This window comes from Streptomyces sp. AJS327 (genome assembly GCF_013450295.1).
Taxonomy (GTDB): Bacteria; Actinomycetota; Actinomycetes; order Streptomycetales; family Streptomycetaceae; genus Streptomyces.
The window spans coordinates 78,061-90,419 of sequence record NZ_SKBR01000002.1; the positions used below are offsets into that span (position 1 = coordinate 78,061).

A 12,359-nucleotide genomic window follows, 5' to 3' on the forward strand; every position below is an offset into this window, starting at 1 on the left:
CGCGGGACGTCGTGGGGGCCCCGGCGAACGCCGGGGCCCCACGGGTGGTTGGCTCAGTCGGTGGGCGCGCTCAGCGCCTTGGTGAGGTCGTCGTAGGACGGACCGCCCGAGAGCACCGGCGGCTCCCAGCCGCTGGCGAACACGGCCTGAACCCGCTCGTGGACCTCCGGGACGTCCAGGGCGTCCGGCGGCGTCAGCAGGTTGGCGCGCCGCTGCGCCAGCTCCCACAGCCGCTGGTCCCGCATGCCCGCCAGCACGGCGAGGACGACCAGGGGGAGTTCGGCCTCCGGCTCCGGCAGGCCCTCGACCGTCGCGCGCCAGCTCCGCGTGCGCTGGTCGTCCTCCCGGACGGCGTCGTCGTACCAGGGGCGGAGGTCGTCGCGGGCGTAGGCCCGCAGGTCCGCGGCGACCGCCGCGAGGTCGGCGCCGTGCTCGGCGAGCAGGTCGTTCAGCCGGACCGCGCCGGACAGCGCGAACGAGGCGCCGCGCCCCAGCACGGGGTCGGTGGTGCAGAGCACGTCCCCGATCGGCAGGTAGCCCGCCGGGGCCTCGGGGGTCAACTCCCGCCAGGTGTTGGTGAGTCCGGCCATCGGCAGGGTGGGGCCGATCGGCTCCGCGCTCCCCGGCCGCAGCCACGGCTCGAACTGGGGGACCGCCCGGGTCGCGGCCTCGAACGTGTCGACGTCGCGAAGCTGGCCGAGGACCTCGTCCTCCGGCAGCCGGGCGAAGACCACCGCGAAGGTGCGGTTGTCGTGCGCGTAGAGACCGCCGCCGAAGCCCGCCCCGCCCGCGAAGACGATCGGGCTGAGGAACAGCGGGGGCTGCGGGACGCCGTCCAGCAGCCGGTAGAAACGGCTGTGGTACACGTTCCCGCAGGGGCTCTCCTCGGCCTCGCCGGTGAACGCGGCGGCCAGCGGCGAGCGACGGCCCGTCGCGTCCACCACGGCCACGGCCTCCAGCGTCGCGTCGTCGAGCCGGAGCCCGCGAACCCGGCCGTCCTCCACCACGACCTCCCGGACGGAGCGGCCGTGGTGGACCTCGATCCCGTCCTGCCGCCGTACGGCCCGGTGCAGCGCCCACTCGACCGTGGCCCTGCGGCAGCCGAAGCCCGCCATGTCGGTGGCGTCCTCCGGGGCCTCGACCCCGGGTGGCGCGGTCATGTCCACCTCCTCCAGCCCGTGCGCGAGGAGGTCGGCGTGCACGTCGGGTAGGCGCGTGCGGAGCAGCTGCCGGAACAGGCCGAAGAACATGTGCGGGTGACGGACCTGCGGTGCCCCGGGCCGCTCCCAGGACTGGATGTCGGCGAGGTCGTCCGGCGGGGGCCCGTCCCGCTCCACCAGGTCGACCCGGTACCCCTGACGGGCGAGCAGCAACGCGGCGCTCAGCCCGGCTATACCGCCACCGGCCACCGCTATTCGAGAATTCATTCACGCTCCCGTTCGTCGTGCTGGTGCTGCGGGCTACTGCGAGCTACTGGGGGCTGGCGGGTCCGTCCGCCCGCCGGTCGGCCCGACCGGGTTCCGGGGCGTGGCCGCCGGAGGGGAGGGCCCAGCCGTGGTCCCGGTGGTGGAGACGCCGCGTCGCGCCGGGACCCAGGGGGCCGCCGGAACGCGGCGGCGGGAACGGGCCCCGGGCGCGTCCGGCCCGCGCGTACCGCTTCCGCGCGTGCTCGCCGGAGCACGGGGACGCTGGTGAGCCGCTGCCGGTCACGGGAGAGTGGGCCGTGCGGGGCGGCGTCGGAACGGACGGGCGTGACGAACGGCGGGACACTGACTGCGGCACGTCGGCGAGGCTAACCAGCCACGGCGGAGCCTGTGGAGGCGATCCGGCAAAGATAGGGGTCGGCGCGCGACTAGGGGGTGCCCGGTGGGTTCACCGCCCGGCGCCGACGGCCCGCCGCGTCCGCTTCGGTGCTCGTGGTCACCGCGACTCCCCGGCGGAGGACGGGCGTTCGGCCGCCTCCCCTCCCCGGGGGGAGAGGCGGCGGCCGGGGCCCGTCCGGCGGGCTACGCCTCCGCGTCCGCCGACCGCACCGGGTCCGCGGTACCGCGGGCGACGGCCTCCTCGTGCCGCGCCACGGCACGGTCGAGCAGGGCCGTCAACCCGGGCTCGCCGTCCAGCATCCCCTGGTACTTCGGGCCCAGTTCGGCGATCTGCCGCCGCTCGTCGAGGAGCGCGTGGTAGATCCGCTCCCGCTCCTCCGGGTCGGCGGTGTACTCCGCGTCCAGGTAGTCGGTGGCGTGCCGCCGGGCGTTGGAGATCGCGTTCTGCATCCGGCCGCGCTTGCTGTAGAGCGACGCGACGACGGTGACCACCAGGACGACGGAGATCACCGCCAGGGACGCCCCGGTGCCGATCTGCGTCACGCTCACCGGGTCGCCCTCGTTGATGAACGGCACGTTGTTCTCGTGCAGCGCGTGCATGATGAGCTTCACGCCGATGAACCCGAGGATCGCGGCCAGCCCGTAGCCGAGGTAGATCAGCCGGTCCAGCAGGCCGTCGATCAGGAAGTACAGCTGGCGCAGCCCGAGCAGGGAGAACGCGGTGGCGGTGAAGACCACGTACACGTTCTGCGTCAGACCGTAGATCGCGGGCACCGAGTCGACCGCGAACAGCAGGTCGGTACCGGCGATGGCGGCCATCACCAGCAGCATCGGCGTCATCACGCGCCGGCCGTCGATCTCGGTGAACAGCCGGTCCCCGTCGTACTGGTCGCTGGTGTTCAGCAGCCGCCGGGCGAGCCGGACCATGACGTTCTCGCTGTTGTGCGAGTCCTCGCTGGCGGGCTTGAGCATCTTTCCGGCGGTGAGCAGCAGCACCAGCCCGAAGAGGTAGAAGACCCAGGCGAAGGAGTTGATCAGGGTGGCGCCCACGGCGATGAACCCGGTCCGGGCCACCAGCGCGAAGATGATGCCGAACAGCAGCACCTTCTGCTGGTCCTCCCGTGGCACCTGGAAGCTGCTGATGATCACCAGGAAAATGAACAGGTTGTCCACCGAGAGCGCCTTCTCGGTGACGTAGCCCGCGAAGTACTCCGACCCCATCGTGGAGCCCCCGAACACCAGCACGCCCACGCCGAACGCGACGGCGACGCCGACGTACAGCGCCGACCAGAGCGCCGCCTCCCGCAGCGTCGGCACGTGCGCCTCACGCACGTGGAAGAAGAAGTCGAAGGCCATCAGGGCCACGATCCCGACGCAGGTCAGCGTCCAGATCCAAACGGGAACATCCATGCGCAGCTCACTCCGCTGACGGTGCCGGGCCAGGAACGGTCGAGACGCCGTCCGCCGAACGGCGAACGCAGAACGGCGAAACGGCGAAACGCTGAACCATCGAAACAGGGGTGGGCAGGCTAACCCACCCGGATGAGGGGACTCTCATGTCCCGGTGGGCACGGAGGCACCCCCTCCGCCCGCACCGTGGCGACGGCCCGCACCACCCCGCGCCCCCCGGTCCGCCGATCCCACCTCGCCAACTCCCGCTCGCCCACCGTGCCGTGACGCGCCGTCGCCCCTGCCGCGACGCGCGGCCCGCACCACTCCGCTCACCAGGGACGACGCGTCGCCCACGGGGACCGCCCCGGCCGCTTAGCCCGGGGTGGTCCCCCGGGGGCCGGCTGGCTCCGCGCCCTGCGCGAGCCACTCCCCGCACAGCCACCAGGCGTTCAGCGCGCCGAACGGGTCGGTGGGGTCGATGCCGGTGAGGTCGGCGAACCGGTGGACGCGGTTGCGGACGGTGTTGGCGTGCACGAAGAGGCGGGTGGCGGCCGCCGGGACGTCGCGTCCGCACTCCAGCCAGGCCCGGACGGCCTGGGCGACCGGCCGGGCGTGCGGGCCGAGGGCCGTCATCGCCGGGCGGTGGCGGTCCGTCAGCATGGCGGCGAGGTCGGCGCGGTCCGCGACCGCGGCGAGCACGGCCACGTCCGCCACGTGCGTCACGCCGCCACGCCCCGTCGACTCGGCGGCGGTCAGCGCGGCCAGCGCGAGACGGCGTACGGCGCCCAGCTCCTCCGGTTCGGCCGGGCCCGCGAGGCCCGCCGTGCCGCCGCCCGTGGCCCGCTCCCCGGGCGCCCGCGCGAACACCCCGACCAGCAGCCCGTCCACGTGCGCGAGGAGCGCCGGGCCGTGCTCGCGGACGGACTGCTCCAGGGCGCCGTCGCCGGGCCGGGCGACCAGGACCCACAGTCCGCCGCCCGGGGGCAGGCCCGCCTCGGCGGCGGCGAGCGTCGCCGCCGAACCGCCCTCCAGCAGGCGCCGCAGCGCGGCCAGGTCCCGCTCGCCGACGTGCCGCCCCGCGTCGGCCGCCCGGTGCGCGCTGATCAGCCGCGCCCGCACCGCGTGCGCCCAGTCCTCGTACAACTCCCGTACGTCCAGGAGGACATGGGCCTCCAGCCCGTTCGCCGCCTCCCTCGCCCGGGACCAGATCACCCGCTCCGCGACGTGGATCGCCCCGAGCACCGCCTCGATGGGAACGCCCTGCCGGGCGCGGGTCGAGCCCAGCTCCTCGACGAAGGACAGCTCCGCCTCGGTCGGCCCGCGCCGCGCCGCGAGCGCCCGGGTCGCCGCGGCCAGCAGGGCACGGGTGTGCCCGGCGATGTCGGCGGCCGGCAGCGCCGCCACCTCCCGCACCGTGCCCCGCACCCCCGCCACCACGGAGGGCATCAGCTCGTCCTCGCCGACCACCCGCTCGATCAGGTCGACCACGTCCCGCCAGCCGTCACGTTCCATGGGCGCATCCTGCGGCCCGTTGTGGCCAGGCACAACGCGGGGACCCGATGACGTGACGCGGAACATGTTCCGAGGCGGGAGGCCTTCCTACGGTTGGTACCGGCCACAGTCGGCCGCGCCGCGGCACCCGCCCGCGCCCCCGCCGTCCCGAGGAGCAGCATGCCCCCACCCTGCCGTGTCGCCGTGATCGGCGCGGGCGCCGCCGGTCTGGCCACCGTCAAGGCGCTCCTCGACGCGGGCGCGCGGCCCGTGGCCTACGAGCGGGGGGACCGGCCGGGCGGCCTGTGGGCGCGGGACAACTCCAGCGGACTGTCGCCCGCGTACGCCTCGCTGCACCTGAACACCAGCAGACGCCGTACCGAGTTCGCCGACCTCCCGATGCCCGCGCACTGGCCCGACTACCCCTCCGCCGACCTGGTCGCCGGCTACCTCGCCGACTACGCCGAGCGGTTCGGCCTCACCCGGCACATCCGCTACGGCGCCACCGTGACCGCCGTCGAACGGGACCCGGACGGCTGGACCGTGACCGCCGGGGACAGCGAGCGGTTCGACGCCGTCGTCGTCGCCAACGGCCACAACTGGGACGCCCGCTGGCCCGACCCCGCCTACCCGGGCGACTTCGGTGGCCGCCAGCTGCACGCCCACGACTACCGCACCCCGGAGGTTTTCCGCGACCGCCGCGTCCTCGTCGTCGGCATGGGCAACTCCGCGATGGACATCGCCGTCGACGCCTCCCACGTCGCCCGCGGCCCCGTCCTGCTCTCCGCCCGGCGCGGGGTGCACATCGTCCCCAAGTACCTCTTCGGACGGCCCTCCGACGCCACCGGCGGCGCCCTCGCCGCGCTGCCCTGGCGGCTGCGCCAGCGCCTCGCCGAGACGATGCTGCGGCTCGCCGTCGGCAGCCCCCGGCGCTACGGGCTGCCCGCGCCGGAGGGCGGCCTGTTCCAGAACCACCCCACGATCAGCGACACCATCCTGCACCGCCTCACCCACGGCGAGGTGGCCGCGCGCCCCGGGGTCGACCGCCTCGCCGGGGACCGCGTCGTCTTCGCCGACGGCCGGGACGAGCCCGTCGACGTGATCGTGTGGGCGACCGGATACCGCGTCACCATCCCCTTCCTGTCCGAGCGCTGGCTCGGCGGCGACCCCGAGCGACTCCCGCTCTACCAGCGGGTCTTCCACCTCGACGACCCGAGCCTGTGCTTCGTGGGCCTGATGCAGTCCACCGGCGCCGCCCTGCCCGTCGTCGAGGCCCAGGCCCGGCTGGCCGCCGCCCACCTCGGCGGCGCCTACGCCCTGCCGTCCCCCGAGCGGCGGCGGCGCGCCACGGACCGCGCCCTGCGCGCCGCCGTCGCGCGGTGGGGCGACCGGCGACCGGCCATGCGTATCGACTTCGACCAGTACGTGGCGGACGTGCCGCGCGAGATCGCCGCGGGCCGCGCCCGACTGCGGCGCGGCGCACGGCCGTTCACCCCCGCCACCCAGGACAGGAGCGCAGTGTGAGCACCCTCCCCCGCACCCGGCGGGACGCCAGGGGACTGCGCGTCCTCGTCACCGGCGCCTCCGGCACCTTCGGCCGCGCGATCTGCGCGCGCCTCGCCAGCCAGGGAGCCCGCGTCGTGGGCCTCGACCTGGCGCCCGGCGATGACGAACCGGTCGAGGTGCTGCCCTGCGACCTCACCGACGACACCGACGTGTCCACCAACGTGGCCGCCGCCCTCGACCGGCTCGGCGGACTCGACCTGCTGATCAACAACGCCGGTGTCGGCGGACCGGCGCCCGCCGAGCACCCGCCCTCGGCCGAGGTGCGCCGCCAGCTCGACGTCAACCTGCTCGGCACCTGGCGGACCACCGCCGCCTGCGTGGACGCGCTGGTCGCCGCCCGGGGCCGGGTCGTCATCGTCTCCTCGCGGATGGCGGTGATGCAGCTGCCGCTCGCCGCCGCCTACGGGGCCTCGAAACGGGCGCTCGTCGCCTACGCCGACGCGCTGCGCCTGGAGATCGGCACCCACGTCGGCGTCACCTGCGTCTACCCCTCGGCGGTGCGCAGCCCCATCCACGACTCGACCGCCGCCGCCGGACTCTCCCTGGAGGGCATGAGCGCCTACGAGCCGCTGGACGGCGTCGTCGACACGGTGCTCCGCGCCGGCCTCGCCCGCCGGGCCCGCCGCGACCTGACCACGACCCGGCGCGGCGCCGCCGAGTTCTTCCTCGCCCGCCACCTGCCCCGGCTCACCGACCGCGTCATCGCCCGCACCCTCGCGGCCCGGGTACGCGGCGACGCCTTCGACGGAGCCGCACCTGCCGCCGGGGTCGTCCGGCGCCATCGGGCCGCGCCGTGAGCACCGCGCCCGCCACGGCGCGCGCCCGCACCGGGGACCTCAGCCGGTACGCCGCCGGATCGGTCGGCATGGGCCTGTGGGTGACGGTGCCGGGACTGCTGCTCCTCTACTTCCTCACCCAGACCCTCGGCGTCTCCCCGTTCCTCGCCGGGATCACCCTGCTCCTGCCGAAGATCGTCGACATCGTCGTCCACCCGTTCCTCGGCTCCCGCTCCGACCGCCAGGCCCGCCGCGTCGGGCACCGGCGCGGCATGCTCCGCCACGGGCTGCTCCTCGCGCTGGCCTGGACCGCCATGTTCACCGTGCCCGGGGGCGTCACCGGAGTGAACGCCGCGCTGTGGGTGGGCTGTTGCTACGTCGCCGGGAACCTGCTGTTCGCCTGCTTCCAGGTCCCCTACCTGACGACCCCGTCCGACCTGCGCATCGGCTACCACGAACGCACCCGCGTCTTCATGTTCCGGATGGTGTTCCTCACCCTGGGCCTGCTCGGCGCGGGCGTCACCGCGCCGCTCCTGGTGTCCTCCGGCGAGCGCGGCTCCTACGCGCGGATGGCGCTGCTGCTGGCCGGGGTCCTGGTGCTGTCCGGGCTGCTCGCCATCTCCGGGGTCCGCGGACTCACCCGCCACTGCGGCTTCCAGCCACCGGCCGCGCGCGCCCACTCGGTCTCCGGCGACCTCCGGTCGGCCTGGCGGGACCGCGACTTCCGCGCGCTGCTCCTCTCGTACCTCCTCACCGGCACGACCACCCACCTGTTCCTCGCGGCCGTGCCCTTCTACACCCAGTACGTGCTGCACGACCGTTCCCTCACGGCCGTGCTGATGGGCGCCTTCCTCGTCCCGGCCACCGCCGTCGGGCCGCTGTGGCTGCGGCTGTCCCGCAGGACCGGGAAACAGCGCGGACTGCTCGCGGCGCAGGGCCTGTTCCTCGCCGGATCCCTCGCCCTGCTGCCCGGCCGGAGCCTCGGCACGGTGGGGATCGTCGCCGTGGTCGCCGTGATGGGCACGGCGTTCGCGGGCCTCCAGCTCTTCGCCTTCTCGATGCTCCCCGACGTCATCGCAGCGGCGAAGGAACGGGGCACCGCCGAGGCGGGCGCCTACACCGGGGTGTGGACGGCGACCGAGGCGACCGGCACGGCGGTCGGCCCGTACGCGTACTCCGCCGTCCTCGCCGTCGCCGGGTTCAGCTCGGCGACGGAGGGGGCCACCGTCGCGCAAACCTCCACCGCGCTGACGGCGCTGCTGTGGGGGTTCACGGTGCTTCCCGCCGTGCTCATGGCGGGCGCCGTCGTCTGCCAGCTGGGGTACCGGCTCGACCGGCGCGCTGAGGCGGGCCCAGACCCCGCCCCGCCCCCCGTACCCGCCGACGCCACACCGCCGCCCCTCCCACCCACCCCCGGCGACGGGCCCCGGCGGACCCGCGCCCCGCTCCGCGAGAAGGAGAGCTGACCATGCCGGTCCCGCTCGTGGTCTTCGCCGTCCTGGCCGCCGCCGACCTCACGGCGGTGATGGCGGACTGGCCCGTCCTGGAGTGGTGCGCCAAGCCGCTGCTGGCCCCCGTGCTCGCCCTCCACCTGTGGCGGACGACCGGCCGCCGGCACCCGCACGTCCTGGCCGGACTCGGCTTCGCCACCGCCGGTGACGTGGCCCTGCTGCTGCCCGGCGCGGTCGCGTTCGTCGTCGGCCTGCTGTTCTTCCTGGGAGCCCAGCTGTGCTGGATCACGGCGTTCGTCCGCGCCGGTGCCGTCGGTCACCTGCGGGCGCGCCGCCCGCTGTGCGCCGCGTACCTGCTGGCCTGGGTGGTGGCCTGCGCCGCGCTGGCGCCCGCGCTCGGGCCCGCGCTGGGCACCGCGGTGACCGGGTACGCGCTGGCGCTGCTCACCATGGCGCTGACCGCGCACGTCCTGGGGACCGCCGCGGCCTGGGGCGGGCTGGTCTTCGTCGTCTCCGACCTGCTGATCGGACTCGGCGTCGCCGGGCTCGGCTTCCCCGGGCGGGGCGCCCTGGTCATGCTGACGTACTGCGCGGCGCTGGCCCTGCTGACCCTCGCGTTCTCCGGGGTACGGACGCCCCCGCCGGACCGGACGGGGACAGCCCACCCGGCCGGGGCCTGAACGGGCGGGCCACCACCGGGACCTCGGCCGCCCAGCACGCGGGCCGCCGCCAGCCCGCCGAGCCGCCCCCACGGCCGCCTCCACCCCCCACCACCGGCCGTGGGGCGGCGCCGAGGGCGGGGCCGCACCCGCCGGAGTCCTCCGCGCCCGTGTGACGAGCGGGGAGGACTCCGGAGCTGGCGGCGGGGGTTCAGAGGGTGGCCGGTGCGCCGCTCCGCGCGGCTTCCTGGGCCGCCAGCGCGAACGCCAGGACCTCGGCGCCCTCCTCACCGGTCAGCGACGGGGCGGCGCCGGTCGTCAGCGAGTCGACGAACTGGCGGCCGGAGTCCACGAAGCTGGTCTCCCAGCCCGTGGGCATGTCGGAGAACCCCTGGGTGCGCCCGTCCCGGTAGAGGACGACGGCCGGGGCGTCGAGCATCCGCCCGTGTCCGCGGGTGACCCAGATGACCCCCCGGGTACCGGTGATCTCCACCCGGTCGTCCTGCGGGTAGTGGACGGTGTCCAGCTGGAGGTCGGGGGAGTGGACGACCTCCAGGGCGCCGACCTGCCCGCCGCCGTGCTGCCAGCTGACCATGGACGGGGCGTCCAGCCCGGTCCGGGGGTCCGAGCCGACGAAGGCGTGCACCCGCTCGGGAAGGCCGAGGAAGTGCCAGGCGATGGCGAACTTGTGGTGCCCGTCGTCGAAGACGAGGGGGCCGCCCCCGCACTTCTCGGGGTCGACGCGCCACGCCTGGGCGGCGGCCGGAACGTCCCAGGAGGTGGGGCTCCAGCCGGGGTTCGACTTGATCCGGATGCTCAGCACGTCCCCGATCTCCCCGTTGTCCACCAGCTCCTTGGCCCGGACCACCGGCGGGTAGAACACGAAGTTCTCGAAGACCTTGAAGGTGACGCCGCGCTCGCGGGCCCGCCCCACCATCGCCTCCGCCTCCGCCAGGGACAGCGCCATCGGCTTCTGGAGGGACACGTGACGGCCGCTGTCCATCGCGTCGAGGGCGATGGGCGCGTGCAGGTGGTGCGGCACGAGGATCTCGACCGCGTCCACGTCGGAGCGGGCGAGGAGGTCCCGGTAGTCCTCGTGCCGACCGGACGCGGGCACGCCCCACGCCTCGCCCCGCTCCGCGAGGTTGCCGCGGTCCGGGTCGGCGATCGCGACCACCGTGGCGTCGGGGTGCTCCAGGTACGCGCGCGCGTGCAGGTCCGAGATCCGGCCGCAGCCGATGATTCCAATACGGGGCATGGTTGGGTTCCTTGTCGGTTGAGCGGTGAGAGGTCAGCCCTTGACCGCCCCGGCGGTGAGGCCGCGGACGAAGTGCTTCTGGAAGACGATGTAGACGAGGAGGGTGGGGAGGCTGGCGAGGACGGCCATCGCCGCCTGGGTTCCGTAGGCGACCGAGAACCGCCCCTGGAGCGAGAGGATCCCCACCATGACCGTGCGGGTCTCCTCCGAGCTGGTGAACACCAGCGGGTAGAGGAAGTCGTTCCAGATGAAGGTGAACTGGAGGGTCGCCAGCGTGGCGAGCGCGGGCCGGGCCAGCGGCATCGCGAGGGACAGCAGGATGCGCGGCTCGCTCGCGCCGTCGACCAGACCGGCCTCGCGCAGGGAGTCCGGAACGTTCTGGAAGAAGTTGCGCATCACCAGCGTGCACAGGGACATCCCGTAACCGCTGTGCACGATGATCATCGGCCACAGGGTGTCGTAGAGCCCGCTGGCGCTGAACAGCTTGAACAGCGGGAGCAGCAGGATCTGCGGGGGGACGAACAGCCCGGCCACGAAGAACAGCGTGATCAGCTGCGAGCCGCGCGGACGGAGCTTCGCGACCGTGTAGCCGACCAGCGAGCCGAGGACGATCGAGATGACGGCCGCCGGTATCGACACCAGCACGGAGTTGAGCAGGTACGTGCCGGCGTTGCCCGACCTCCACGCCTGGAGGTAGTTGTCCGTGGTGAGGTCGCCGGTGGGCGCCCACAGGCCGTTCGCCGCGATGTCGGTGTTGGACTTCAGGGAGGTCCACAGCACGCCCAGCGCCGGTGCGAGGAACAGGACGCTGAGGAGCAGCATCACGATCGTGGTGGTGAGGCGCCCCCCGCGCTCCTTCCCGGTCGCGCTCTCCGGCGACGACGGGGTGGCCTTCCTTCCCGGCCTTCCCAGCCTTCCCGGCTTTCCCGGGCCCGGAGTGACAACGTCAGCCATTCTCCTTCTCCTTACGGTTCATCCAGCCGAAGAAGAGGCCGATGGTCACCAGGGTGAGGACGAACAGAACGACCGCCACGGCACTGGCGTAGCCGAATTCGTAGGTCTTGAATCCGACCCTGTACATGAATGCCGCCAGCGTCTCGGTCTCCCGGAAGGGGCCGCCCTGCGTCATGATGTAGATGATGTCGAAACTCTTGAGTGCGTTGATCACCGAGAGGGAGATCACCACGGTGAACGCGGGGCGCAGGGCGGGGATCACCACATGGCGCAGCTGCTGCCGCGCCGAGGCGCCGTCCATCCGCGCGGCCTCGATCAGCTCCGCCGGAACCGCGGTGAGACCGGCCAGGAAGACCACCATGGACAGGGCGACCTGCTGCCAGCACCAGGCCAGCAGCACCGCCCAGAGCGCCAGGTCCGGATCCGCGAGCCACGCCTGCTGCCAGGAGGAGAGCCCCACCGCACCCAGGGCGAGGTTGAGCAGGCCGTCCTCCGGGCGGAAGATCCAGAACCACACCTGTCCCACGACCACGAGGGAGAGCGCGACCGGGAGGAAGAACAGCGACTTGATGACCCGGTGCAGCCGGATGACCCGGTTGAGTCCGAGGGCCAGCGCCAGGCCCACGGCCGTGGGCACGACGACGGCCACGACGGTCCACAGGCCGGTGTTCGTCAGCGCGTTCCAGAAGTAGGGGTCGGCGCCGATGTCCTGGTAGTTGCGCAGCCCGACGAACGGGCTGTCACCACCGACCGCTTTCCAGTCGGTCAGGCTGTAGTAGAAGGAGTAGAGGGCAGGGCCTACTACGGCTATCGCGTAGGTGATGAGCGGCAGCAACAGGAATGCCCAAACCCAGCCGGTGCGTCGCAACGACATATTTCCTCCCCATTCCTGTTCGAGTACGGATAAGGGCAGCTTCGGGTACGGATAGGAATTCGGTGAGTTCGCTGAGTTCGGTCAGTCCGGTGAGCGCAGCGAAAGGAGAAAGTGA

Annotated in this window: 10 protein-coding genes; 4 read left to right on the forward strand and 6 right to left on the reverse strand. The window is 73.7% G+C overall.

Annotated features, from left to right (window positions below; translation table 11 throughout):
- Positions 1-53: 53 nt before the first annotated feature.
- The 3 genes from E0L36_RS10275 to E0L36_RS10285 all read right to left on the reverse strand — a co-directional run bounded on the left by E0L36_RS10275 (position 54) and on the right by E0L36_RS10285 (position 4,727).
- Positions 54-1,427, reverse strand: a complete 1,374-nt coding sequence (locus E0L36_RS10275) for an NAD(P)/FAD-dependent oxidoreductase (protein WP_180928725.1) — start codon at positions 1,425-1,427, stop codon at positions 54-56.
- A 579-nt stretch (positions 1,428-2,006) separates the two neighbouring features.
- A complete protein-coding gene (locus E0L36_RS10280; RefSeq protein WP_180928726.1) occupies positions 2,007-3,233 on the reverse strand; it encodes a TerC family protein in 1,227 nt (408 codons plus the stop codon).
- Between the two features lie 354 nt (positions 3,234-3,587).
- The gene (locus E0L36_RS10285; RefSeq protein WP_180928727.1) at positions 3,588-4,727 is read right to left on the reverse strand and encodes a helix-turn-helix domain-containing protein; all 1,140 of its coding nucleotides are present in this window, start codon (positions 4,725-4,727) and stop codon (positions 3,588-3,590) included.
- A gap of 159 nt (positions 4,728-4,886) precedes the next feature.
- Here E0L36_RS10285 and E0L36_RS27580 point away from each other — a divergent pair, with 159 nt between their 5' ends.
- Genes E0L36_RS27580 through E0L36_RS10305 form a run of 4 tightly spaced genes read left to right on the forward strand, consistent with a single transcriptional unit; the run spans position 4,887 to position 9,179 of the window.
- Entirely contained in the window at positions 4,887-6,230 is a 1,344-nt protein-coding gene (locus tag E0L36_RS27580; RefSeq protein ID WP_180928728.1) for an NAD(P)/FAD-dependent oxidoreductase, read from the forward strand.
- The gene (locus E0L36_RS27585; protein ID WP_308416715.1) at positions 6,227-7,069 is read left to right on the forward strand and encodes an SDR family oxidoreductase; all 843 of its coding nucleotides are present in this window, start codon (positions 6,227-6,229) and stop codon (positions 7,067-7,069) included. Before E0L36_RS27580 ends, E0L36_RS27585 begins: the two co-directional genes overlap by 4 nt.
- Positions 7,066-8,514 carry an MFS transporter gene (locus tag E0L36_RS10300; RefSeq protein ID WP_308416716.1) on the forward strand — a complete coding sequence of 483 codons (1,449 nt, stop codon included), beginning with the start codon at positions 7,066-7,068 and terminating at the stop codon, positions 8,512-8,514. The genes E0L36_RS27585 and E0L36_RS10300 overlap by 4 nt, the downstream gene beginning before the upstream one ends.
- Before the next feature lie 2 nt (positions 8,515-8,516).
- Entirely contained in the window at positions 8,517-9,179 is a 663-nt protein-coding gene (locus E0L36_RS10305; RefSeq protein ID WP_180928729.1) for a lysoplasmalogenase family protein, read from the forward strand.
- A gap of 190 nt (positions 9,180-9,369) precedes the next feature.
- Here E0L36_RS10305 and E0L36_RS10310 read toward each other — a convergent pair whose 3' ends face one another.
- From E0L36_RS10310 to E0L36_RS10320, 3 genes are read right to left on the reverse strand one after another with little or no spacing between them, the layout of a single operon-like run.
- Entirely contained in the window at positions 9,370-10,416 is a 1,047-nt protein-coding gene (locus E0L36_RS10310) for a Gfo/Idh/MocA family protein (protein WP_180928730.1), read from the reverse strand.
- Between the two features lie 33 nt (positions 10,417-10,449).
- On the reverse strand, positions 10,450-11,370 hold the full coding sequence (locus E0L36_RS10315; RefSeq protein ID WP_180928731.1) for a carbohydrate ABC transporter permease: 921 nt from the start codon (positions 11,368-11,370) through the stop codon (positions 10,450-10,452).
- Positions 11,363-12,244, reverse strand: a complete 882-nt coding sequence (locus E0L36_RS10320) for a carbohydrate ABC transporter permease (protein ID WP_180928732.1) — start codon at positions 12,242-12,244, stop codon at positions 11,363-11,365. Before E0L36_RS10320 ends, E0L36_RS10315 begins: the two co-directional genes overlap by 8 nt.
- Positions 12,245-12,359: the final 115 nt, after the last annotated feature.